We start from the raw sequence: 22,663 nt of genomic DNA on the forward strand, positions 1-22,663 counted from the left end.
CGCGATGGCCCGTCCCCAAGAACCCACCTGGATCGGCGGTTTTCATGCCGTCGAGGCCGCGTTGCGCGAGCGCCCGGAGCGCATCGATCGGGTCGCCCTGTCGGGGCGTGATGATCGCCGCGCCCGTCGCCTGCAAGCGCTCGCCGAACGGGCGGGCGTCACGGTGGAGTCGCGTGACGAGCCCTGGTTCGACAAGCTGCGCAGTGATGGCCGGCCCTTGAAACACCAGGGGGTCGCGGCGCTGGTGGCCCTGAGCCAGGCCGGTGACGAGCAGGATCTCGCTGTGTTGCTCGACGGTAGCGATCAAGTGCCTCTGTTGCTGGTCCTCGATGGCGTCACCGATCCGCATAATCTGGGCGCCTGCCTGCGCGCTGCCGAGGCGGCCGGGGTGCTCGCGGTGATCGCGCCGAAGGACCGGGCCTGCGGCCTGACCCCCGCCGCCCGCATGACGTCCGCGGGTTCGGCCGAGCGGCTGCCCTTCTTCCAGGTGACCAATCTGGCCCGCACCCTGGCCGATCTCAAGGCGCGTGGCCTGTGGATCGTCGGGGCGGCCGGCGAGGGGCCGGTCTCCCTCTACGAGAGCGATTTTGCCTGCGAGCCGGTCGTCCTGGTGATGGGTGCCGAGGGCGGTGGCCTGCGTCGCCTGACCCGTGAGCGCTGCGACCAATTGATCCATATCCCGATGGCACCGAGTGTCGAGAGTCTGAACGTGTCGGTGGCCTCGGCCGTCTGCCTGTTCGAGTTCCGGCGCCAGCGACTGGCGTCCGCCACCTGAGGCAGCAGCGCCCCCCCCGGTTGCTCCCGTCGAAACCGGCTGGCGTTTCCGGTAAAATGCCGACCGAATCATTTCAATATGGTCCGGTGTTCCCGCGCCCACCGGCGAACGCCTAGCCAGGGAGTCAGCTGCCGTCATGAACCTTTCCGACCGGGTCCGCCGGGTCCGTCCCTCACCGACACTTGCCGTCACCGCCAAGGCCGCCGAACTGCGTGCCGCCGGCCGCGACATCATCAGCCTCGGTGCCGGCGAGCCGGACTTCGACACCCCGAAGCACATCGGTGAGGCGGGCATCCAGGCGATCCGCGACGGCTTTACCCGCTACACCGCGGTCGAAGGCATCGTCGAGCTGCGCCAGGCGATCGCCGACAAGCTCAAGAACGAGCAGGGGCTCGAATACGGCCTGGACCAGATCATCGTTTCCACCGGCGGCAAGCAGAGCATCTTCAATCTCTGCCAGGCCCTGCTCAATCCGGGCGACGAGGCCATCATCACCGCCCCCTACTGGGTGTCCTACCCGGACATGGTGCGCCTGGCGGGCGGCGAGCCGGTGATCGTCTCGGCCGGCCAGGAGCAGGGGTTCAAGATGACTCCGCGCCAGCTGGCCGCCTCGATCACCGACAAGACCCGGCTGGTGATGCTCAACAGCCCCTCCAACCCGACCGGCGTGGCCTACACCCGCGAGGACTGGGCCCAGCTGGCGGATGTCCTGCGCGATCACCCCGAGATCGTGATCGCCACCGACGACATGTACGAGAAGATCCTCTGGGCCGACGAGCCGTTCTCGAACATCGCGATGGTGGCGCCGGACCTCCTGCCGCGCACCGTGGTCCTGAACGGCGTGAGCAAGGCCTACGCGATGACCGGCTGGCGGATCGGCTATGCCGCCGGTCCGGCCGACCTGATGAAGGCGATGAAGGTGATCCAGTCGCAGAGCACCTCGGGTGCCTGCTCGATTGCCCAGAAGGCGGCCTGCGAGGCGATCGCCGGGGACCAGTCGGAGATCGACGCGATGGTGGGCGCCTTCCGCGAGCGCCACGACTTCATCGTCGATGCGCTCAACGAGTTGCCGGGCGTGTCCTGCCTGCCCGGGCAGGGCGCCTTCTACAGTTTCCCGGACGTCTCCGCGGCCATGAAGGCCCTGGGCGTCGAGGACGACGTCGCCTTCTCCGAGCACCTGCTCGAGCAAGCCGGCGTCGCCGTGGTGCCGGGGTCGGCCTTCGGCGCCCCGGGCCACGTCCGCCTGAGTTACGCGACCAGCCTGGATGCGCTGCGCGAGGCCATCGACCGGATCCGCGCGGTCCTGTCGGCGGCCTGATCGAAACGTTTTTCTATGGCGGCCGGCAGGGAGGCTGGCCGCATTTCACTGCCTGCATTTCAAGCCCGAAGGGTTGGGAGTTGATTGATGGATGAGAACCGCAAGAAGGCCCTGAGCGCCGCCCTGTCGCAGATCGAACGCCAGTTCGGCAAGGGGGCGGTGATGCGCATGAACGACGAGGGACGACGGAATGTCCCGGCCATCAGTACCGGCTCGATCTCGCTGGATGCCGCGCTCGGCATCGGCGGTCTGCCGCGCGGTCGCGTGGTCGAGATCTACGGCCCGGAATCCTCGGGCAAGACCACGCTGACCCTGCAAACCATTGCCCAGGCGCAGAAGGAAGGCGGCACCTGCGCCTTCATCGACGCCGAGCACGCGCTGGACCCGGGCTATGCCGAGAAGTTGGGCGTGAACGTCGACGACCTGCTGGTTAGCCAGCCGGACACGGGCGAACAGGCCCTCGAAATCGCCGACATGCTGGTCCGTTCTGGTGCGGTCGACGTGGTCGTGATCGACTCGGTCGCCGCCCTGGTGCCCAAGGCCGAGATCGAGGGCGAGATGGGCGACAGCCACGTCGGTCTGCAGGCGCGCCTGATGAGCCAGGCATTGCGGAAGCTGTCCGGGAACATCAAGCGCACCAACTGCATGGTGATGTTCATCAACCAGATCCGCATGAAGATCGGTGTCACCTACGGCAGCCCGGAGACCACCACCGGCGGCAACGCGCTCAAGTTCTATGCCTCGGTGCGCCTCGACATCCGCCGTGTCGGCGCGGTGAAGAAGGGCGAGGAGATCATCGGCAACCAGACCCGCATCAAGGTGGTCAAGAACAAGATGGCGCCGCCGTTCAAGGTGGTCGATTGCGACATCCTCTACGGCGAGGGCATCTCGCACCTGCTGGAGCTGGTCGACCTGGGTGCCAAGCACGGCATCATCCAGAAGGCGGGTGCCTGGTACTCCTACGGCGAGACCCGGATCGGCCAGGGCAAGGACAATGCACGCCAGTTCCTTGCCGAGAACCCCGAGATGGCCGAGGAGATCGAGGCCCAGGTGCGCGAGATCATGATGCCCAAACCGGTCGCGGCCGAGACCGAGCTCGAAGCCAACGAGACACCGGTCGACGAGACCTCCTAAGGTCGACCACGCCCCGTGGACGACGAGAAACGCCGCCTGCTCGATTGCGAGAAGCGTGCGGTCGGTCTGCTCGCCCGGCGCGAGCACAGCCGGCTGGAGCTTGCCCGCAAGCTGGCCGATCGGGGTTTCACCGCCGATGAGGTCGAGCCGGTCCTCGAGCGTCTGGCCGACGAGGGTTGGCAGTCGGATCAGCGCTACGCCGAAAGCCTGATCCGTGCCCGGTCGGCGCGTCGCTACGGCCCGGACCGTATTGCCCACGAGTTGGCCCAGCAGGGTGTCGACGAGTCGGTAGCTGGCGCGGCCTTCGCCGCCGAGCCGCAGGACTGGGAGGCGCTGGCGCGCGAGCAGTTGGTCACGCGCTTTCGTGAGCCGGCCGAGGATTTCCCCGAGCGCGCCCGCCGACACCGGCACCTCGTCCGCCGCGGCTTTCCGCCTGACCTCGCCCACGAGCTGGCTGGCTGGTGGCCCGATTCGGACGAGTCCGATTCGGACCTTCTCTAGTCGGCGGCCCAACACTTCCCCTTGCACATCGGAAATGGCATCGGACTGCGCTACAATCCGCGCTTTGTCCTCCCGCTTTCCGAGATGGTTCGTGCATGAAAACCAGCGCCGAGATTCGTCAGTCCTTTCTGGATTTCTTCGCCGAGCGAGGTCACGAGATCGTGCCTTCCGCGTCGTTGATTCCGGCCAATGACCCGACGCTCCTGTTCACCAACGCCGGGATGGTGCCCTTCAAGGAGGCCTTCCTCGGCCAGGAGAAGCGCGCCAATCCGCGCGCGGTCTCGGTGCAGCGCTGCGTGCGCGCCGGCGGCAAGCACAACGACCTCGAGAACGTCGGCTATACCGCCCGGCACCACACCTTCTTCGAGATGCTGGGTAACTTCAGCTTTGGTGACTACTTCAAGGACGAGGCGATCCGCTATGGCTGGGACTTCCTGACCAAGACCCTGGGTCTGCCCGCCGAGCGCCTGCTGGTGACCGTCTACGAGACCGACGACGAGGCCTTCGCCCACTGGCGCGATGACATCGGCCTGCCCGAGGACCGCATTCTGCGTATCGGCGACAAGCCGGGCGGCGGTTCGGACAACTTCTGGCAAATGGGCGATACCGGTCCCTGCGGTCCCTGTTCCGAGATCTTCTACGACCACGGCCCGGAGATCCCCGGTGGCCCGCCGGGCTCGCCCGACGAGGACGGCGATCGTTTCATCGAGATCTGGAACATCGTCTTCATGCAGTACGACCGGGCGGCCGACGGCACGCTCAGCGACCTGCCCAAGCCGTCGGTCGATACCGGCATGGGGCTCGAGCGTCTCGCGGCGGTCATGCAAGGCGTGCACTCGAACTACCAGATCGACCTGTTCCAGCACCTGATCGACGCGGCCGCCGAGGCGACCGGCGCGAGCGACCGCGAGTCGAGTTCGCTCAAGGTCGTCGCCGACCACATCCGCTCCTGTGCCTTCTTGATCGTCGACGGGGTCCGCCCGGGCAACGAGGGGCGCGACTACGTGCTGCGCCGGATCATCCGCCGGGCGGCCCGCCACGGCCACAAGCTGGGTCAGGACGCGCCGTTCTTCCACAAGCTGGTCGGGCCGTTGGTCAAGGAGATGGGCGATGCCTATCCGGAGCTGGTCAAGGCCGAAGACGAGGTCGCCCGGGTCCTGCTCGCCGAGGAAGAGCGTTTCCTGCAAACGCTCGCCTCGGGCATGCAGGTGCTCGAGCAGGCGGTTGCCGGCTTGCCCGCCGGCGGCACGATCGACGGTGAGACGGCCTTCAAGTTGTACGACACCCACGGTTTTCCGCTGGACCTGACCGCGGACATCGCCCGCGAGCGTGGATTGTCGGTGGACGAGACCGGCTTCGAGCGCGAGATGGCCGAACGTCGCGCCCAGTCCCGCGCGGCAAGCCATTTCATCGCCGAGACGATCAAGATCGGCACCGACGAACCGACCGAGTTTGCCGGCTACGAGCGCGAATCCCTCGAGGCCACAGTGGCTGCTGTGGCCCGCGAGGGCAGCCAGGCCGAGGCGCTCGATAGAGGCCAGGACGGCGTGGTCGCACTCGACCGCACGCCGTTCTACGCCGAATCCGGTGGCCAGGTGGGCGATACCGGCGTGATCGAATCGGCCAATGGTCGCTTCGTCGTGCATGACACCCAGAAGCAAGGCGGCGTCTTCCTGCACCACGGCACGCTCACCGACGGGCACCTGGCCCCGGGGGATGCGGTCACCGCGCACATCGATGCCGACCGCCGCGCCGAGATCCGCCTAAACCACTCCGCCACGCATCTGCTGCACGCCGCGTTGCGTGACGTGCTCGGCGATCACGTCCAGCAGAAGGGCTCACGGGTCGGCCCCGAAACCCTGCGCTTCGATTTCTCGCACGACAAGCCGGTCACCCGTGAACAACTGCGGCAGATCGAGCGACTGGTCAACGCCCAGGTGCGCGAGAATAACGCGGTCGAGACCCGCGAGATGGCGATCGACGATGCGCGCGCGGCCGGTGCCATGGCGCTGTTCGGCGAGAAATACGGCGACACCGTGCGCGTAGTGACCATGGGGCCGTTCTCGATGGAGCTCTGTGGTGGCACCCACGCCCGCCGGGGCGGTGATATCGGCCTGTTCAAGATTCTGGCCGAGTCGGGCGTGGCTTCCGGCGTGCGCCGGATCGAGGCGGTCACCGGGGCGGCCGCGCTGGCCGAGGCCGAGAGCGCCGACCAGACGGTGGGCGAGATTGCCGAGCTGCTGCGCGGGCCAAAGACCGAGGCGGCCGAGCGGGTCGCGCAGATGCTGGAGCGCTCCCGTCAGCTTGAGCGTGAGCTGGCCAAGCTCAAGGCCGAACTGGCCTCGGCCAGCGGTGACGAACTGGCTGACAGTGCCGAGACCATCGGCTCGGCCAAGGTGCTGGTCGCCGAGTTACCCGGCGCGGACGCCGGCGCCCTGCGCGAGAGCATGGACAAGTTGCGCGACAAGCTCGGCACCGCCGCGATCCTGCTGGGTACCGTCGATGACGGCAAGGTGCGTCTGGTCGCCGGGCTGTCCAAGGACCTGACCAAGACCTTCAAGGCGGGCGACTGGGTCAACGTCGCCGCCGCCGAGGTTGGCGGCAAGGGGGGCGGTCGACCGGACATGGCGCAGGCCGGCGGCAGCCAGCCCGAGCGTCTCGCCGAGGCCCTGTCCGCGGCCCGCGCCTGGGTGGCCGACCAGCTGGACTGAACCCCGGTGCCGGTTTGCTGTCGAAGCGTCGCGAGCCGGCTCATGGATGAAAAAGTCAATCGGGCGGTTTATACTGCCCGGCTGCTTTGACTTTCTCACGTCAGCGACAAGGAGCTGGTGCCGTGATGCCGGTGCCAAGGAAAACCACACTATGGCGTTAATCGTACAGAAATACGGCGGTACCTCGGTCGGTACGGTCGAGCGTATCCAAGCGGTCGCCGAGCGCGTGCAGCGTTCGGTGGCCAACGGCGACTCGGTGGTCGTCGTGGTCTCGGCCATGAGTGGCGAGACCAACCGCCTGATCGGCATGGCCAACGAGATTCAGGCCGAGCCGACCCCGCGTGAGCTGGACACCCTGGTCGCCACGGGCGAGCAGGTCACCATTGCGCTGCTGTCCATGGCCCTGCAGGCGCGCGGCCAGGACGCGCGGTCCTATACCGGCGCGCAGGTGCGCATCCTCACCGACAGCACCCATACCAAGGCGCGTATACAGTCGATCGATACCGACACCATCCGCGGCGATCTCGATGCCGGTCGCGTGGTCGTGGTCGCGGGGTTTCAGGGCGTGGACGAGCACGGCCAGATCACCACGCTCGGCCGGGGCGGGTCGGACACCTCGGCCGTGGCCCTGGCCGCGGCTCTCAAGGCCGACGAGTGCCAGATCTACACCGACGTCGACGGCGTGTACACGACCGATCCGCGTGTCGTGCCCAAGGCCCGCCGGCTCGACCGGATCACCTTCGAGGAGATGCTGGAAATGGCCAGCCTGGGCTCGAAGGTCCTGCAGATCCGCTCGGTGGAGTTCGCCGGCAAGTACAACGTGCCCCTGCGGGTGCTGTCCTCGTTCCAGGACGGCCCCGGCACCCTGATTACCCTGGAGGAAGACGGCGTGGAAGAACCAGTAATTTCCGGGATCGCGTTCCACAAGGACGAGGCCCAGCTGACCATCAAGGGCGTGCCGGACAGCCCCGGGATCGCCTACAAGATCCTCGGCCCGATCGGCGAGGCCAACATCGAAGTCGACATGATCCTGCAGAACATCGGGGCTGATGACACCACCGACTTCACGTTCACGGTGCATCGCAACGATTTCGACAAGGCTCTCGGCCTCATGCGCACGACCGCCGAAGAGCTGGGCGCGCGCGAGGTCTCCGGCAACCACAACATCGTCAAGATCTCGCTGGTGGGTGTGGGCATGCGTTCGCACGCCGGCATTGCCTCGAAAATGTTCCGGGTGCTGGCCGAGGAAAAGATCAATATCCGCATGATCGCCACGTCCGAGATCAAGATCTCGGTGGTGATCGACGACAAGTACCTGGAGCTGGCGGTGCGTGCGCTGCACGACGCCTTCGAACTGGATACTCCGGAAGTATCCCTGAGCTGATCGTCGGCTTACAGACTAATATCCGGCATGGTCCCCGACGGAACACAGGTGGGGCCGCAAAACACAGAGAGTGACCAGATATGTTGATTTTGACTCGCCGCATTGGTGAGGTGCTGCGCATCGGCGACGACGTCGCCATCACGGTGCTCGGCATCAAGGGAAACCAGGTCCGAATCGGTATTGACGCGCCCAAGGATGTCGCCGTGCATCGCGAGGAAATCTATCAGCGCATCAAGAGCGAAACGGAGCAGGGCGGAGAAGACGACACCTCGAACTGAGGTCGTTCCGTCATGACCATTCCGTCGCCGTCGTATGCTCGGGTTGCCCTAGGGTGATCCGTTCGCGAGGCGTGGTGTTTGGGCGTGCCCTCAACGGCGTGGTTGAGCGCCCCGATAAGGCGACCCGCCGCGTTTCGGCGGCATTGATTCCTGCGGTCAAAGCCGCTACCATGCGGCGCTTGTTGGAGAGGTGGCCGAGTGGCTGAAGGCGCTCCCCTGCTAAGGGAGTAAGGGGTTTATAGCCCCTTCGAGGGTTCGAATCCCTCTCTCTCCGCCACATCAGAAAAGCCCCGCCGGGCAATTGGCGGGGCTTTTTGCTGTCTGGCCTGCCGCCAGGGAGCCATCTGCGGCGTTGCGGCCCTTGTAAAGGGCGACGGCCCTTCACGGCGGGCCGCGCCTTGCATCTGGACCCCTGGGGGTCCCGCAGAGATGTTATCGATTCGTACAGTCCTTCCTTAGTGACTCGTACTCCGCCGGGGCGAGGATCTGGCGCAGGTCGACGAAACTGCCGCTCTCGAATTCCTTCAGGCCCGGTAGCGCCTCGAGAATACGCTCGGCCGCGGCGGCCGGTGACAGCAACGTGTCGGTGCCGCGAGCGGCGTGGATGCGTTCAAGGGCGGGAAAGCGCTCGGTGTCCGACAACTCGCAGAGCGTGTCGATGATGCGGGTGTCGACCAGTCCCGGTGCGATCGCCGCCACGTGGGTGTCGGGAAATTCGTGGGCATACAGCCGGCAGAGCATGTTCAGTGTCGCCTTGGACAGGGCGTAGCCACCCCAGCCGCGGTTGCCGAGCACCGCCGCCCCCGAGGAGATCGCGACGATCTGGTCGATGGCGATATTCGATGCCAGCAGCCAGTCGAGGATCACCTTGTTCGTCCAGACGTTGATGTCCATGATCTCGCGCAGTCGCTCCACCGACACGGAGCTCAGGTCCTCGATCTCGCCGAGGATGCCCGCATTAAGTACCACCAGATCGAGGTGATCGACGCCGGCCAGCAACTGGTCCATGGCGGGGCCGATCGCCTCGAGGTCGGATAGGTCGCAGTGCACGTCGACTACCCGGTCGGCCAGGGCTGCGCAGCCACGTCGACTGCAGCCGTACATCCGGTAGTCTCGCTCGAGCAAGGCATGGCTCAAACCCAACCCGAGGCCGCTGCTGTTGCCGGTGATCAGTGCGCTGCGGGCCTGGTTCGTCATGGTTGCCTCCTTCAGCGGATGTCAGCGAGTAACTGGCGAATCATGCCGTCGGCCTGACTGCCGTAGCCGCCACCGAACAGGTTGAAGTGGTTGAGGACGTGATAGAAGTTGTAGAGCCTCTTGCGCACCCGGTAGCCGGGATCGAGCGGCAGGTGGGCCTGGTAGGCCCGGTAGAAGCCGGGCGAAAAGCCGCCGAACAGTTCGGTCATGGCGATCTCGGCTTCGCGATCGGCGCGGTAGGTGGCCGGGTCGAACAGGACCGGCGTGCCGTCGGCCAGCGCGCCGTGGTTCGCCCCCCACATGTCGCCGTGGATCAGGGCGGGGTAGGGGCGATAGTCGGTGAAGAAGGCGGGCAGCGCCTCGACCAGTTCCTGGCCGGCATCGATGCTGCGCGTCGCGAGCCCGCGTTCGGCGGCCCACTCGAGTTGCGGGGCGAGGCGCCGCTGACCGTAGAACCGGGCCCAGTCGTCGTCTTCGCCAGCCAACTGTGGCATCGCACCGATGAAGTTGTCTTCCGGCCAGCCGAAGGCCGGCTGCGGTTCGGCATGCAATTCGGCCAGCGCCTCGCCCAGGGCGGTGTCGTTGACGGGGCCTAGATCGAGCCACTCAAGCAGCAGGTAGGCCGTGCCCTCCACGCTGCCGGTGGCGATCACCTGCGGGGTGCGGATGCGGGTGCCCAGGGCCTCGAGTCCGCGCGCCTCGGCCGGGAACATGCCGTCACCGCGGTCGGCATGGGTCTTGATGAACAGCGGGGCGACATCGGTTTCCAGGCGGGCGGCATCGGCGATGCAGCCGCCGCCGACAGACTGGTGTCCGCGCAAGACGAGGTGGGGGTGTTCGGCCAGCTTTGCCCGTAGTCCGCCTGCGGGCGTGTCGACATTGTGAAGGCCCGTCAGGGCGTCATCGAGCAGTATCTGGAAGTCGGGTCGGGCAGCCATAGCGTTGGTAGAGTTCTTCCTGCTTGGTTTCAATCCAGTCCTGGACGATCGCGTTGACTTCGCTCGCGGTGCGTCCCTCGGTCTCGACCGGCGGGCCGAAGACGACGTGGATCGTGCCGGGGCGCATCAGAAAACCTTGCTTGGGCCAGAGACAGCCGGAATCGATGGCCACGGGGATCACGGTGGCCTTTGCGTGCACGGCCAGCTTGGCGCCGCCGATCCGATAGTGCGGCCGTGCGCCCGGCCGGGTGCGGGTGCCTTCGGGGAAGATCACCACGTCGCGGCCCTGGGCAAGTGCGGCGGCCCCCTTCTCCATGATCTGCTCCAGGGCCTGGCGCCCGGCGGCGCGATCGATGGCAATGGCCTCGATGCCCTGGAGCCCCTGGCCGAAGATCGGGATGCGCAGCAGTTCACGCTTGAGCACGAAGGCCGCCAATCGCAGCACCGTGGGCAGGAACATCGTTTCCCAGGTCGACTGGTGCTTGGGCAGTACGACGCTGCCGCCTTCCTTGGGCACCTGGTCGAGGCCCTGCACCTCGTAACGGATGCCGGTGACGTGGCGGGCGAGCCAGAGGATCGAGCGACCGAAGGAAAACAGCCGGTAATAACGCCGTTCCAGCGGTCGCGTGAAGCTGATCAGCAGCACCGGGATGTGCAGGATCAGCGATAGCGTGCCCAGCACGTAAAAGCAGACCGTGCGCAGCCACATGAGGGCGATCGACTGGTTCACGACTGCAGTTGCGAGACGTCGGCGATGGCCAGGAACAGGGCATTGAGCCGCGCCAGCAGCGCGAGCCGGTTATCGCGCAGCGCCTCGTCCTCCGCCATCACCATGACCGAGTCGAAGAAGGCATCCACCGGTTCGCGCAGCGCGGACAGCGTGCTCAGGGCGGCGGTGTAGTCGCCCTCGGCCAACAGCCCATCCAGCCTCGGGCCGATCGCATCGAGCGCCTCCCACAACCGCTGCTCGGCCGGTTCGACCAGGCGCGCCTCGTCGACGGACTCGGGCACCGGGCCGTCGTGCTTCTTGAGGATGTTGCTGATGCGTTTGTTGGCCGCGGCCAGTGCTTCGGCCTCGGGCAGCTCGATGAAGGCGTTGACCGCTCGCATGCGCTGCTCGAAGTCCAGCGGCCGGCGGGTGCCGGTCATCGACACGGCCTGGAACACGTCGCTGCGGATGCCGCGATCGAGGCTGTAGCGATGCTGGCGCTCGGTGATGAATTCGAACACGCCCATCACGTGCTCGCCGGCCTCCGGGACCTTGTCCGACAGCCCCTCGGCCGCGGCGTTGAGCAGGTCGACCAGATCGAGGTCCAGCTCCTGCTCGACCAGGATGCGCAGCACGCCCAGCGCGGCGCGACGCAGGGCGAATGGGTCCTTGGCGCCGGTGGGCGCCTGGCCGATGGCGAAGATGCCCATCAGGGTGTCGAGCCGGTCGGCCAGGGCCACGGCCTGCGCTACCCCGCCACGCGGCAGGTCGTCGCCGGCGCGACGCGGGCGATAGTGATCGTCCAGGGCGATGGCTATCTCCTCGTCCATGCCCTCGTGCGTCGCCAGATAGCGGCCGATGGTGCCCTGCAAGCCGGCGAACTCACCCACCATCTGGGTCTGCAGGTCGCACTTGCTCAGGCGAGCCGCCCGGCGGGCGGCCTGCGGGTTGGCATCGATCTGCTTGGCGATGGTCTCGGACAGCTGCTCGATGCGCAGCACCTTGTCGAACACGCTGCCCAGGCGCTTCTGGAACACCAGGTGCTTGAGCGATTCGAGGTGCGATTCCAGCGGGGTCTTGAGATCGCCTTCCCAGAAGAACATCGCATCGGAAAAGCGCGGGCGGATGACACGCTCGTTGCCGTGGCGCACCGCCTCGATGTCGCGACTGTCGATGTTCGCCACGGTGATGAACCACGGCATCAGCGCGTCGTGTGCATCCAGGACCGGGAAGTATTTCTGGTCGTCCTGCATGGTGTACATCAGCGCCTCGTGCGGCACGTCGAGGAAACGCGCCTCGAACTCGCCGGCCACGGCCACCGGCCACTCGACCAGGGCGGTGACCTCGTCGAGCAGGTCGGTATCGATATGGGCGCGGCCGCCGATCTCGTCGGCCTTGGCCTTCACCTGCGACTCGATGTGCGCCCGGCGCTCGGCGAAGTCGGCCAGGACAAAGCCTTGCTTCTGCAGGGTGGCGGCGTACTCGCTCGGGGCGCTCACGGTCAGTGCCTCCGGGTGGTGGAAGCGGTGGCCAAAGGTCTGGTTGCCGGCGGCGTGACCGAACAGGGTCATGTCGACGATCTGCTCGCCATGCAGGGCGAGCACCCAATGCACCGGGCGGATGAACTCGGCCTTGGAGGTGCCCCAGCGCATGCGCTTCGGGGTGGGGAGCTTGTCCAGCGCGCGCTCGACGATGGCGGGCAGCAGGTCGGCGGCGTTCTGACCCGGCTCGGTATAGCGGTGGACCAGCCACTCGCCCTTGTCGGTCGTCATGGTCTCGAGCTGGTCGGGCGACACACCGCAGCCGGTGGCGAAGCCGGTCAGGGCCTTGGTCGGGTTGCCCTCGGCATCGTAGGCGGCCTTGACTGCCGGGCCGCGGCGCTCGACTGCCTTGGGGGCGGTGGCGCGGGCCAGGTCGTCGACCAACAGGGCCAGTCGGCGCGGCGCAGCAAAGGCCGTGAGCTTGCCGTGGGCCAACCCCGCCTCGTCCAGCCCGGCCCGGATCTCGTCTTCGAGCGCGTCGCGCAGGGTGGTCAGGGCCTTGGGCGGGAGTTCCTCGGTGCCCAGTTCGAAAAGAAAGTCCGCCGTGTCAGTCATGAAAGTCCGTACCTGTTGGCAATGCGTAGTCGTCGTGGCGTGGCCCGATTGGCCGGGTGCGCCCGGTGCGTAATCAGCCTTGTGTCTGGTTCGCCATGGGGAAGCCCAGCGCCTCGCGGGCAGCAAAGTAGCGCTCGGCCACGGCGCGGGCCATGGTGCGCACCCGCAGGATGTAACGCTGGCGCTCGGTCACCGAGATGGCGCGACGCGCGTCGAGGAGGTTGAAGGCGTGCGAGGCCTTGAGCACCTGCTCGTAGGCCGGCAATGGCAGGTCGGCCTCCACCAGGCGCAGGCACTCGCCTTCCGCGTGGTCGAAGTGCTGGAACAGGAACGCGGTGTCGGCCTGCTCGAAGTTGTAGGTCGACTGCTCGACCTCGTTCTGGTGGTAGACGTCGCCGTAGGTAATCACCCCGGCATCCGAGCGCGACCAGACCAGGTCGTAGACGTTCTCGACCCCTTGCAGGTACATCGCCAGGCGTTCGAGACCGTAGGTGATCTCGCCCGAGACCGGATCGCAGTTGAGCCCGCCGACCTGCTGGAAGTAGGTGAACTGGGTCACCTCCATGCCGTTGAGCCAGACCTCCCAGCCCAGGCCCCAGGCGCCCAGCGTCGGCGACTCCCAGTTGTCCTCGACAAAGCGGATGTCATGGGTCAGCGGATCGAAGCCCAGCCGGGTCAGCGACTCCAGGTACAGGTCCTGGATATTGTCCGGCGAGGGCTTCAACAGCACCTGGAACTGGTAGTAGTGCTGCAGCCGGTTGGGGTTGTCACCGTAGCGCCCGTCGGTCGGCCGGCGCGAGGGCTGCACGTAGGCGGCACGCCACGGCTCAGGGCCGATCGAGCGCAGGAAGGTGGCCGGGTGGAACGTGCCGGCGCCGACCTCGATATCCAGCGGCTGGAGGACCGCGCAACCTTGCTCGGCCCAGAAGCTCTGCAAGGCCAGGATCAGGCCCTGGAAGGTCGACAGGTCGAAGCGCGTTTCGATGGAAGGCTGACTCATGAGAATTCTTGTGTAGATCGTGTCTGGACGCGGCCCCTAGAGGGACCAAACGCAAAGCGGCCATAGTATACCGATGGGCGGTGGCTCTGCACGGGCAAGGCGGTTGCCAGAGAGGATGTCCGCTAACGACCAGATGGTCTCGTCGCTATCTGGTAGGCATTAACTGGTAAGGAGGCTAGTCCGCTGATTCTCACCAAGGCAGATCGAAGGAGTATTCCCCTTGGCGTCTTGCCTCACGAGCGAAGGGCAGCCGGGTCGCTAGCGCACCTCAATGCCGCCTTGTTCCGCTCCGGGAGTTGCTTTTTCCCTCAGACGCTCGTCGTACCCCATCCGATTCGTTTCGCTGGTCATGCGTATTTGCATTAAGGCATACGCCCATCTGTCGCGCCTGGTTAAGGTTTTAGTTCGAAATTGATGGTAAACCTAATGAATCTAGTAGGAAATTACGACCGGTTTTGGTTCCCCAGAGCGGTGAACTAATTCCAGTCGGTCGCTGTCTACTAATGCGCTTGTCCGATCGTCGCGTGTTTCTAATGGCGTAATGGAGTGGCCGGCCGCCGAGCGCGGTGACGTGGAATGTATTGTTGAAAATGAATATAGCCCCCTGGTTCAGGGAGGGGCGTGGCCGGTGACGCCCTGTGAAAACAAAACTGTCTAACACCAGAGTATGGCGGCTTTATGCAAAAACGGTAGTAATGCTCTTTTTGGCCTTTTTCTTTAACTTAAGGGGCTTGTGTGATGTCAACAACAGATCGTGATTGATATTGAACTTTGTCCTGCCTGGAAAGCTGAAAGAGGCCGGGTGTTAAGCCGCGGTTGGAACGTCAATTTGTAGTTATGCATTTAACGAGGTCGTGGCCGCGGGGCTTTTTTGTGGTTTTGTAGTAAGGAGGAAGTGGCTCTTGTCCCAGGAAGTACATCCGTTAACCGCGTATCTGCGGGCAAACTTCGTTCAGAGGAAACTCAAAGATATTACCGGCGGTCGCTATGGCGATTTCACGGACGCCCAGTTGGCAAATATCGTTGGTCAACTTCACAAGTTGGCTGAACATATTCATGATGAGAAACTCACGGATGCTCTCAGTTCGAGAATGGGTTTGTCCAAATCACTCAAGCAGTTGCCACGGGATCAAATTTCTTGGTGGACTGTTGACATGTCGTCACTAGTTACAGTGCTCTGGCTCGGCGATCTCCCGCATGAGATTACGCACGGTACTCTGGCAGATATTGTTTCTCTCGTCCGAAACCCTGACAATCGAAGCGTCGCGCCTTATTTCTATGACAAAGTGCATCGATTAAGTAAACTCCCATTCATTCTCGAGCTCCCTTCTTTGGTGGTTGCCCCGTCCTATAGCCAGAGGTCAGCCCGCAAGAATCATTGTTCTGGTCCCGGAAACACCGGAGCAGCATGTACCGTAAATCGACTCGAAGAGGGCGAAGCGTATATCGAAGACGGCAATCACAGGGCCGTCGCGCAACTCCTTGCGGGGAAGACGGACTCGATAACCGTGATCAGGTATGACATGGTGACCAACCAAACAAATTCAGCCGACGCAGAAAACCACGTGGCATAACATGATGGCCAACCAAACAAATTCAGCCGACGCAAAAAGCCGCGCGGCTGATTTGTGGTGTTAGGCGCAAGCAAAATCGAAGAGCTCTTGATGGATTTATTTGCCGAGTTTAATCGAAAAAGCATCGATGGCAGACAAATAGATACGCTGATAGGGATAAGAAAAGGGCTTGCGGCTGACGGTAAAATAGACCAATCAGGAGCCGAATTCATCTTAAACCGTATTATTCAGGCCCGTCAAAATACAGAAACCCGGTAATAATAAATCTATTAAATAAAGTCGATTCTATGCTGGAGGATGGAGTCTTGGCTCCAGATGAACCTGCCGAGCTGTTCAGTGTCCTTCATGAAATTAATGGCGAACCATCTGAAATGGGTGAGTTAGCAAAAACAACATCAGTCCCAATAGACCATCCACTTCCATCTCTAACATTTGAAGCCACGGAATTTCTTTTTACAGTTCTAACTGCTAAATCTGTTTCTTCGCTTTGAATCGATTGCGCCCCTTAAGTCTTGTTGCGTGAGCTTTTAGCCGATTTTCTTGTTCAAGCGTGGCTCGCTCGCGAAACCATCAGACCGGTCAACGGAGCAAACTAGGCATCATGTCAGTGATAATTGAAAGGAAAATCGTCTTTTTCCTATGCCGGCTTGCCGTGGGTCTGCTTGCGCTGGTGTTGATCGTCGGTACCGTAATCCCCTTGCTCCACAGCAACGCCTGGTGGGTGCGCATCTTCGATTTTCCGCGAGTACAGATCGCCCTACTGACCGGGTTGACACTGGCGGGCTATGTGGCACTGCGTCTTTACGGATCATTAGGGGGGTGGGACTACGCGCTCGCTGCGTTGGTCGGGCTGGCCTTGGTGTGGCAGCTCATTTCCATCGCTCCCTACACAGCGCTTTATCCCAAAGAGATGTCGGCCAGCCGCGCCGAAGACGATTCCAACCGCATATCGCTCCTAGTGTTTAATGTGCTCTCCGACAATCGTGACGTCGCGGCCTTGCGTGATCTGATACGCGATACCGATCCTGACATCATCCTGTTAAGCGAGCCGGACCAGTGGTGGCTTGAGCAGCTCGACGGCCTGGAAGACGACTATCCCTACACGCTACTTCAGCCGCAGGACAATGATTACGGAATGCTGCTTTATTCCCGGCTCAAGCTGAAAGATCCTGAGGTCCGATTCTTGATTGACCCGGCTGTTCCGTCGTTTCGCGCGCAGGTCCGGCTCCGTTCAGGGAGCCTCGTTACCTTCTATGGCGTGCATCCTCGCCCTCCTGGTATCGAAAGGCCCGACGAAGAACAGGACAGCAGTAGGGAGAAAACGGCGGGAGAAGAGGGCGAAGACGGCGATCGCGTCGATTCCGATGTGCGGGATGCCGAGTTGCTGCTGATTGCCTCGGAGGTGAAGGAACTGGGGAGTGTGCCGGTCATCGTTGCCGGTGATTTCAACGACGTGGCCTGGTCCCGGACCACGCACCAATTTCAGCGGATCGGAGGATTGCTCGACCCACGGGTCGGCCGAGGTTTGTTGAATACCTTTGACACCAGAAGCCGGTTCCTGCGCTATCCACTGGATTACGCCTTCGCGTCTCGGCATTTCTTGCTTGCCGAGTTGCATCGACTTCCCGATATCGGATCCGACCACTTTCCTATCTTCGCGGTCTTCGACTACAACCCGGAGAGCTTGTCGGAAAACGACCCGCCTCAGCCAGACGCTGGCGATGCACGGGAAGCTGACGAGGCCATCGAGGAAGGGAAGTCCAACGACTGAGGGATTAGATCGGATAGGGAAGACGTTGGGCGGGTAGTCATTGTCTCGGAGGATGCGCCTGCCCCAAGGGGGTGAAACGCTTTCCTCTTGGCTCGAGTGCTGCGCAACATCCTCGCCTCGTGCTACCGTTCCCCGCCTGACCCACGCCGGACCCCGAACACCCCATGGACATTCGCGAAGCCATTGCCCGCACCGTCGACCGTCATGACCTGAGCCGCGAGCAGATGTACGCGGTCATGCACCAGATCATGGCCGGCGAGGCCACGCCGGTGCAGGTCGCCGGCCTGATGGTCGCGCTGCGCATGAAGGGTGAGACCATCGACGAGATCACGGCCGCCGCCGAGGTGATGCGTGAGCTGGCGGTGGGTGTGCAGGTCGACGTGCCGCACCTGGTCGACATCGTCGGTACCGGCGGCGACGGCTCGGCGCTGTTCAATGTCTCGACCGCCTCGAGCTTTGTGGTCGCCGCGGCCGGCGGTCACGTCGCCAAGCACGGCAACCGCTCGGTCACCAGCCGTTCGGGTAGTGCCGACATGCTCGAAACCGCCGGCGTGAACCTCGAGGTCGACAGCGATTGCGTCGCCCGTTGCGTGCGCGAGCTGGGCATCGGCTTCATGTTCGCCCCGCGCCACCACGGCTCGATGCGCCACGCCGCCGTGCCGCGCAAGGAGCTGGGGGTGCGCACGCTGTTCAATGTCCTTGGGCCCCTGACCAACCCGGCCGGCGCGCCGGCGATGCTGCTGGGCGTCTACAGCAGCGACTGGCTCGAACCGCTGGCCGAGGTGATGCAGCGCCTCGGCGCGCGCCACGTGCTGGTGGTGCACAGCCACGACGGCCTTGACGAGATCTCGCTGGCCGAGGCGACCGAGGTGGCCGAGCTGAAAGACGGCACGGTGCGTCGGTTCCGCGTCGAGCCGGAGGACTTCGGCATCACGCGCCAGCCGCTCGACCGCCTGATCGTCGATGGCCCCGAGCAGAGTGTCGCCTGCGTGCGTGCCGCCCTGGGCGGCGAAGCCGGTCCGGTTGCGGACATGATCGCGCTCAATGCCGGGGCGGCGATCTACGCCGCGGATCTGGCCGAGGATCTGGTTGCCGGCGTGGCCACCGCCCAGCGGTTGCTGGCCGAGGGGCGCGCGCTGGACAAGCTTGAGCAGCTGGTCGCCATGACCCGGGCCTGCCACGCTTGATACGTGTCTGATATTGCCCGGTCGGGGATGGAGTCGTCCTCGGCCAACCCACCCATTTATTCCCGGTCGTGACTGCCGTGACTGATACCCCCGATATCCTGAAAAAGATCATTGCCCGCAAGCGCGTCGAGGTGGTCGCTGCCCGCCAGGTGACCCCGCCGACCGTGATGGAAGACCAGGCGCTGGCCGCCGATCGTCCGCGCGGCTTCGAGCGTGCGATCGAGAGCCGGGTGGCCGAAAAGCGCCCGGCGGTAATCGCCGAAATCAAAAAGGCCTCGCCCAGCCGCGGTGTGCTGCGCGACCCGTTCGACCCTGTGGCCATCGCCAAGAGCTACCAGAAGGGCGGGGCGGCCTGCCTGTCGGTGCTGACCGATCGCGACTTCTTCCAGGGCGATGCCGAGTACCTCAAGGCGGCCCGCGCCGCTTGCCGCCTGCCGGTGCTGCGCAAGGACTTCCTGATCGAGCCCTACCAGGTCGACGAGGCGCGCGCGATGGGTGCCGACTGCGTACTGCTGATCGCTGCGGCGCTCGACGACGAGACGATGCATGCCCTGCACGACCGCGCCCGCCACTGGGGCATGGACGTACTGGTCGAGGTGCACGATCACGACGAGCTGCTGCGGGCGCTCCAGCTGGATACCCGACTGATCGGCATCAACAACCGTGACCTGCGCAGCTTCGATGTCAGCCTGGACGTGACCCTCGAGTTGCTGCACGACATCCCGGACGACCGGCTGGTGGTCACGGAAAGCGGCATCCTCGGTATCGAGGACGTGCGGCGCATGCGCAGCCACGACGTGCATGCCTTCTTGGTGGGTGAGGCGTTCATGCGCGCCGAGGACCCGGGCGAGGCGCTGGCGGAACTGTTCGAACTCAACCAGTCGTAAGGGAGTGGTGATGAAGGCACGAGTGAAATGGGTCGACGGCATGGCGTTCATGGCCGAGGCCGACAGCGGGCACGCCATCGTCATGGACGGCGCGCCGGAGATCGGCGGTCGTAACGCCGGGCCGCGACCGATGGAGATGGTGTTGATGGGGCTGGGCGGCTGCACCGCCATCGACGTGATGATGATCCTGGGCAAGCAGCGCGAGCCGGTGGAAGACTGCTGGATCGAGCTGTCCGCCGAGCGGGCGGATGTGAAGGCGCCCAAGGTGTTCACCACCATTCATACCCGTTACGTGGTGGTCGGTCGCGGGCTGGACCCGAAGAAGGTCGAGCGGGCGGTGAACCTGTCGGCGGAGAAGTACTGCTCCGTGTCGGCGATGCTGCGCGACTCGGTCGAGCTGACGCATGACTTCGAGATTCGCGAGCCGGAGTAGCGGGCACCCCGGAGAGCCGCTGTGCCACCCGATTGTGGCGTCGCGTGCGGACTCGGGACATCCCTGTCCCTCGCAAGCGCAAGCAAGGCTTGCGTCCGGAATGGCTCCCGGCCATTCCGTCGCTCGCTCCTCTCGATTCGCCGAGATCGAGTCGAGACGTACGAAGTGCGCTCGGAGAGTGCCGGCCAAGGATGGCCGGCATCCGCCTATCTAACGATATGTCTCGTCCCTCGCTCCGCGGCTCCTTGCACTCGGGCGGCTCGCGACGGTTCTCCGGGGCGCCCGCCCCAGTCGGTATCTCGCGGTGGGCGCCGGCCGTTGGTGACAAGCCTCGGGGGAGCGGTTTACACTTTGCGGCAATCACATGTCGTCGGTTTTACGTGCGACGCATCTACACGCCCGGCCGGCAGGTCGGGCGCTTTGTTTCAGGGGGTAGTCATGGGTGAGCCGTCGGTCACCTTGCACGGGTTCAACAACCTCAGCAAGACGCTGAGCATGTCGATATTCGACATCTGTTATGCCAAGACCCGGGCACAGGTCAACGAGTACATCGCCTACATCGACGAGGTCTACGACGCCGACCGGCTGACCCAGATCCTGACGGATGTCACCGAGATGATCGGGGCGAACATCCTCAATGTCGCCCGGCAGGACTACGAGCCGCAGGGGGCGTCGGTGACCATCCTGATCTCCGAGGAGCCGGTGATCGCCGAGGGCATCGACTACCACGAGGAGCCGGGACCGTTGCCGGGGGATGGCGAGCTGGCCCGTGATTCGGTGGTGGCGCACCTCGACAAGAGCCACATCACGGTGCACACCTACCCGGAGAGCCACCCGGAAAACGGCATCTCCACCTTTCGGGCCGACATCGACGTGTCCACCTGCGGGCGGATTTCGCCGCTACGCGCGCTCAATTACCTGATCCACAGCTTCGATTCGGACATCGTGACGCTTGATTACCGCGTGCGTGGCTTTACCCGCGACGTGCATGGCAAGAAGCACTTCATGGATCACGAGATCAACTCGATCCAGAACCACATGTCCGAGGACACGCGCGAGCGCTACCAGATGATCGACGTGAACGTGTACCAGGAGAACATCTTCCACACCAAGATGCTCCTGAAGGACTTCGATCTGGACAACTACCTGTTCGGCCACGGCACCGACGACTACAGCCCGCAGGTCTGCAACCGCATCGAGAAGGCGTTGAAGAAGGAGATGTACGAGATCTTCTATGGCCGGAACCTGGCCGATGCGGACGTTCCTTCCGGCTGATCGGCGGTTGATCAGCGGCTCGCGGCGGCGATCGACTCGGCGAGCAACTCCACCGGCTGCTTGACGACCAGCTTCGCGCCCGCCGCGAGGTGGGTCGCGCAGCCGACATTGGCGCTGACCACCAGATCGGGCGCCAGCTGTTTGATGGATGCGAGTTTCGGCTCGCGCAGGCGCTCGGCCTGTTCCGGGTAGAGCAACACGTGCATCCCGGCCGCCCCGCAGCAACGCGCGTTGCCGTCGATCTCCAGTAATTCGAGTCCCGGGATGGCTTCGAGCAGCCGTCGACTGACATCGGGTTGCGCCAGGTGATTGCGCTGGCTGCATGGGGTGTGCAGCGCGACGCGGTGGTCGAGTCTCGCCAGGCGGGGCCATTCTGCCGGCTCGCGCTCGAGCAACCACTCGGTGATCTCGCGGATCGTCAGGCCGTGCGAGGCCGGCAAGGCGGCAAGTTCGGCCGAGCAGGCCGTGCCCACCACGATTATCTCGTCGACGCCGGCCGCCTTGAATGCGGCCGCGTTGCGTTCGCGCTGGCGAGCCGCCGCTTCGGGCTCTCCGCTGTGGGCATGCATGGCGCCGCAGCAGATCTGATCCCTCGGTATGACGGGTTGGTAGCCGAACGCGGTGATGGCCGCTCGGGCGGCGGCCACGGCGGGGGCGTTCATGGCCGCGCCGGTGCAGCCCATGAATAGGCCCACCCGCCCACGGTATGACTTCGGCTCCTGGGTCGATGCCTGCGGTGGTGTGGCGTGGCTCAGCTGGCGGGGCAGGGCGCGACCCATCGGCCCGGCCAGTCGACGTGCCATGCCACCCAGTCCCAGTCGTTGCATGCCGCGATACACCTGCCAGGCCATGCCGAGGCGTCGACGCCTTGTCAGCAGTTGGTCGCGCAGCAGGCGCCAGAACCACGCCTCGCCTCGCGGGTGCGTGGCGGGTGCCGACTCCTGGGCCAGGCGTGTTCGGCCGTTGTCGATCAGCCGTCCGTAAGCGACCCCCGAGGGGCAGACGGTCTCGCAGGCGCGGCAGGTCAGGCAGGTGTCCAGGTGCCGGCTGACATCGGCATCCGGTGGCAGCTCGCCCTGGCTGATGCCGAGCAACAGGCTGATCCGCCCGCGAGGGCCATCGGCCTCGTTGTGGGTCAGGGAGAAGGTGGGGCAGTGCGGCACGCAGATCCCGCACATCACGCAGTCGAGCGCATCCGACTGGATGGCCTGGTCGAGCGTGGTCGATGGGGGCTGGCCCGCGGAGGCGGTCGGGTTGGGCGAGTTCATGTTCAAAGAGTGCAGTGGCCCGGTGGGGTGGTCAAGGCGCCGTGCCCGTTGTGGCGAGCCGTTGGGCGACGCGCCGACGGGGCGGGAAGAAAATGCAGGGCGGGGGTTGACGACCCGTGGAGTATTAGTATATCTTGATACCGTGAATTGCTTATCCTCCTTTGGTGGTTCTTGTTGTTGCCGGCTCCTGCCGGCATTTTTTTTGCCTGGAATATCTCCAAGGAAGA

21 protein-coding genes and 1 tRNA gene are annotated in these 22,663 nt (G+C 64.5%); 16 read left to right on the top strand and 6 right to left on the bottom strand.

The features are described from left to right. The first annotated feature begins 4 nt into the window (after positions 1-4). From rlmB to D5687_RS08280, 8 genes are all read left to right on the top strand, one after another. A complete protein-coding gene (gene rlmB / locus D5687_RS08245; protein WP_125199301.1) occupies positions 5-775 on the top strand; it encodes a 23S rRNA (guanosine(2251)-2'-O)-methyltransferase RlmB in 771 nt (256 codons plus the stop codon). A 136-nt stretch (positions 776-911) separates the two neighbouring features. After that, the gene (locus D5687_RS08250) at positions 912-2,093 is read left to right on the top strand and encodes a pyridoxal phosphate-dependent aminotransferase (RefSeq protein ID WP_125199302.1); all 1,182 of its coding nucleotides are present in this window, start codon (positions 912-914) and stop codon (positions 2,091-2,093) included. An 87-nt stretch (positions 2,094-2,180) separates the two neighbouring features. After that, on the top strand, positions 2,181-3,227 hold the full coding sequence (gene recA, locus D5687_RS08255; protein WP_125199303.1) for a recombinase RecA: 1,047 nt from the start codon (positions 2,181-2,183) through the stop codon (positions 3,225-3,227). 15 nt (positions 3,228-3,242) lie between these two features. After that, positions 3,243-3,728, top strand: a complete 486-nt coding sequence (locus D5687_RS08260; RefSeq protein ID WP_125199304.1) for a regulatory protein RecX — start codon at positions 3,243-3,245, stop codon at positions 3,726-3,728. A 95-nt stretch (positions 3,729-3,823) separates the two neighbouring features. After that, positions 3,824-6,439 carry an alanine--tRNA ligase gene (gene alaS / locus D5687_RS08265; RefSeq protein ID WP_125199305.1) on the top strand — a complete coding sequence of 872 codons (2,616 nt, stop codon included), beginning with the start codon at positions 3,824-3,826 and terminating at the stop codon, positions 6,437-6,439. Positions 6,440-6,590: 151 nt separating this feature from the next. After that, complete coding sequence (locus D5687_RS08270) at positions 6,591-7,823, top strand: aspartate kinase (protein ID WP_125199306.1); 1,233 nt, start codon at positions 6,591-6,593, stop codon at positions 7,821-7,823. 80 nt (positions 7,824-7,903) lie between these two features. Next, entirely contained in the window at positions 7,904-8,101 is a 198-nt protein-coding gene (csrA, locus tag D5687_RS08275; protein WP_125199307.1) for a carbon storage regulator CsrA, read from the top strand. Positions 8,102-8,285: 184 nt separating this feature from the next. Then, a tRNA-Ser gene (locus D5687_RS08280) sits at positions 8,286-8,378 on the top strand. A gap of 155 nt (positions 8,379-8,533) precedes the next feature. Here the strand turns inward: D5687_RS08280 and D5687_RS08285 are convergent. From D5687_RS08285 to glyQ, 5 genes are all read right to left on the bottom strand, one after another. Continuing rightward, on the bottom strand, positions 8,534-9,298 hold the full coding sequence (locus D5687_RS08285; protein WP_125199308.1) for an SDR family NAD(P)-dependent oxidoreductase: 765 nt from the start codon (positions 9,296-9,298) through the stop codon (positions 8,534-8,536). An 11-nt stretch (positions 9,299-9,309) separates the two neighbouring features. Further along, a complete protein-coding gene (locus tag D5687_RS08290) occupies positions 9,310-10,236 on the bottom strand; it encodes a fructosamine kinase family protein (RefSeq protein ID WP_125199309.1) in 927 nt (308 codons plus the stop codon). Next, positions 10,199-10,945, bottom strand: coding sequence for a 1-acyl-sn-glycerol-3-phosphate acyltransferase (locus D5687_RS08295; protein WP_125199310.1), 747 nt, complete (start codon positions 10,943-10,945; stop codon positions 10,199-10,201). Before D5687_RS08295 ends, D5687_RS08290 begins: the two co-directional genes overlap by 38 nt. A gap of 17 nt (positions 10,946-10,962) precedes the next feature. Continuing rightward, on the bottom strand, positions 10,963-13,041 hold the full coding sequence (gene glyS / locus D5687_RS08300; protein ID WP_125199311.1) for a glycine--tRNA ligase subunit beta: 2,079 nt from the start codon (positions 13,039-13,041) through the stop codon (positions 10,963-10,965). 73 nt (positions 13,042-13,114) lie between these two features. After that, positions 13,115-14,041 (bottom strand): glycine--tRNA ligase subunit alpha, encoded by a 927-nt coding sequence (gene glyQ / locus D5687_RS08305; RefSeq protein WP_125199312.1) that lies wholly within the window; start codon positions 14,039-14,041, stop codon positions 13,115-13,117. Between the two features lie 902 nt (positions 14,042-14,943). Here glyQ and D5687_RS08310 point away from each other — a divergent pair. From D5687_RS08310 to speD, 8 genes are all read left to right on the top strand, one after another. Then, positions 14,944-15,615, top strand: a complete 672-nt coding sequence (locus D5687_RS08310) for a hypothetical protein (RefSeq protein WP_125199313.1) — start codon at positions 14,944-14,946, stop codon at positions 15,613-15,615. 90 nt (positions 15,616-15,705) lie between these two features. Then, complete coding sequence (locus D5687_RS11290; protein ID WP_158611818.1) at positions 15,706-15,873, top strand: hypothetical protein; 168 nt, start codon at positions 15,706-15,708, stop codon at positions 15,871-15,873. A 47-nt stretch (positions 15,874-15,920) separates the two neighbouring features. Then, positions 15,921-16,106 (top strand): hypothetical protein, encoded by a 186-nt coding sequence (locus tag D5687_RS08315; RefSeq protein WP_125199314.1) that lies wholly within the window; start codon positions 15,921-15,923, stop codon positions 16,104-16,106. A gap of 110 nt (positions 16,107-16,216) precedes the next feature. Continuing rightward, on the top strand, positions 16,217-17,386 hold the full coding sequence (locus tag D5687_RS08320) for an endonuclease/exonuclease/phosphatase family protein (protein ID WP_125199315.1): 1,170 nt from the start codon (positions 16,217-16,219) through the stop codon (positions 17,384-17,386). Between the two features lie 164 nt (positions 17,387-17,550). Continuing rightward, positions 17,551-18,573 (top strand): anthranilate phosphoribosyltransferase, encoded by a 1,023-nt coding sequence (gene trpD, locus D5687_RS08325; RefSeq protein ID WP_125199316.1) that lies wholly within the window; start codon positions 17,551-17,553, stop codon positions 18,571-18,573. A gap of 77 nt (positions 18,574-18,650) precedes the next feature. Continuing rightward, complete coding sequence (gene trpC, locus D5687_RS08330) at positions 18,651-19,460, top strand: indole-3-glycerol phosphate synthase TrpC (protein ID WP_125199317.1); 810 nt, start codon at positions 18,651-18,653, stop codon at positions 19,458-19,460. Between the two features lie 10 nt (positions 19,461-19,470). Next, a complete protein-coding gene (locus tag D5687_RS08335; protein WP_125199318.1) occupies positions 19,471-19,893 on the top strand; it encodes an OsmC family protein in 423 nt (140 codons plus the stop codon). A 438-nt stretch (positions 19,894-20,331) separates the two neighbouring features. Beyond that, positions 20,332-21,168 carry an adenosylmethionine decarboxylase gene (gene speD / locus D5687_RS08340; RefSeq protein WP_125199319.1) on the top strand — a complete coding sequence of 279 codons (837 nt, stop codon included), beginning with the start codon at positions 20,332-20,334 and terminating at the stop codon, positions 21,166-21,168. An 11-nt stretch (positions 21,169-21,179) separates the two neighbouring features. On the opposite strand, the gene D5687_RS08345 is transcribed toward speD, so the two are convergent. Continuing rightward, positions 21,180-22,436 carry a (Fe-S)-binding protein gene (locus tag D5687_RS08345; protein WP_125199320.1) on the bottom strand — a complete coding sequence of 419 codons (1,257 nt, stop codon included), beginning with the start codon at positions 22,434-22,436 and terminating at the stop codon, positions 21,180-21,182. Positions 22,437-22,663 lie beyond the last annotated feature (227 nt).

Source organism: Guyparkeria sp. SCN-R1 (genome assembly GCF_003932495.1).
GTDB lineage: Bacteria > Pseudomonadota > Gammaproteobacteria > Halothiobacillales > Halothiobacillaceae > Guyparkeria.

Excerpts from the sequence above, each read along its gene's own strand:
- rlmB (WP_125199301.1), top strand. The coding sequence starts at position 5 with ATGGCCCGTCCCCAAGAACCCACCTGGATCGGCGGTTTTCATGCCGTC.
- D5687_RS08250 (WP_125199302.1), top strand. The coding sequence starts at position 912 with ATGAACCTTTCCGACCGGGTCCGCCGGGTCCGTCCCTCACCGACACTT.
- recA (WP_125199303.1), top strand. The coding sequence starts at position 2,181 with ATGGATGAGAACCGCAAGAAGGCCCTGAGCGCCGCCCTGTCGCAGATC.
- alaS (WP_125199305.1), top strand. The coding sequence starts at position 3,824 with ATGAAAACCAGCGCCGAGATTCGTCAGTCCTTTCTGGATTTCTTCGCC.
- D5687_RS08270 (WP_125199306.1), top strand. The coding sequence starts at position 6,591 with ATGGCGTTAATCGTACAGAAATACGGCGGTACCTCGGTCGGTACGGTC.
- csrA (WP_125199307.1), top strand. The coding sequence starts at position 7,904 with ATGTTGATTTTGACTCGCCGCATTGGTGAGGTGCTGCGCATCGGCGAC.
- D5687_RS08285 (WP_125199308.1), bottom strand. The coding sequence starts at position 9,298 with ATGACGAACCAGGCCCGCAGCGCACTGATCACCGGCAACAGCAGCGGC.
- D5687_RS08290 (WP_125199309.1), bottom strand. The coding sequence starts at position 10,236 with ATGGCTGCCCGACCCGACTTCCAGATACTGCTCGATGACGCCCTGACG.
- D5687_RS08295 (WP_125199310.1), bottom strand. The coding sequence starts at position 10,945 with ATGTGGCTGCGCACGGTCTGCTTTTACGTGCTGGGCACGCTATCGCTG.
- glyS (WP_125199311.1), bottom strand. The coding sequence starts at position 13,041 with ATGACTGACACGGCGGACTTTCTTTTCGAACTGGGCACCGAGGAACTC.
- glyQ (WP_125199312.1), bottom strand. The coding sequence starts at position 14,041 with ATGAGTCAGCCTTCCATCGAAACGCGCTTCGACCTGTCGACCTTCCAG.
- D5687_RS11290 (WP_158611818.1), top strand. The coding sequence starts at position 15,706 with ATGGATTTATTTGCCGAGTTTAATCGAAAAAGCATCGATGGCAGACAA.
- D5687_RS08320 (WP_125199315.1), top strand. The coding sequence starts at position 16,217 with ATGTCAGTGATAATTGAAAGGAAAATCGTCTTTTTCCTATGCCGGCTT.
- trpD (WP_125199316.1), top strand. The coding sequence starts at position 17,551 with ATGGACATTCGCGAAGCCATTGCCCGCACCGTCGACCGTCATGACCTG.
- D5687_RS08335 (WP_125199318.1), top strand. The coding sequence starts at position 19,471 with ATGAAGGCACGAGTGAAATGGGTCGACGGCATGGCGTTCATGGCCGAG.
- speD (WP_125199319.1), top strand. The coding sequence starts at position 20,332 with ATGGGTGAGCCGTCGGTCACCTTGCACGGGTTCAACAACCTCAGCAAG.
- D5687_RS08345 (WP_125199320.1), bottom strand. The coding sequence starts at position 22,436 with ATGAACTCGCCCAACCCGACCGCCTCCGCGGGCCAGCCCCCATCGACC.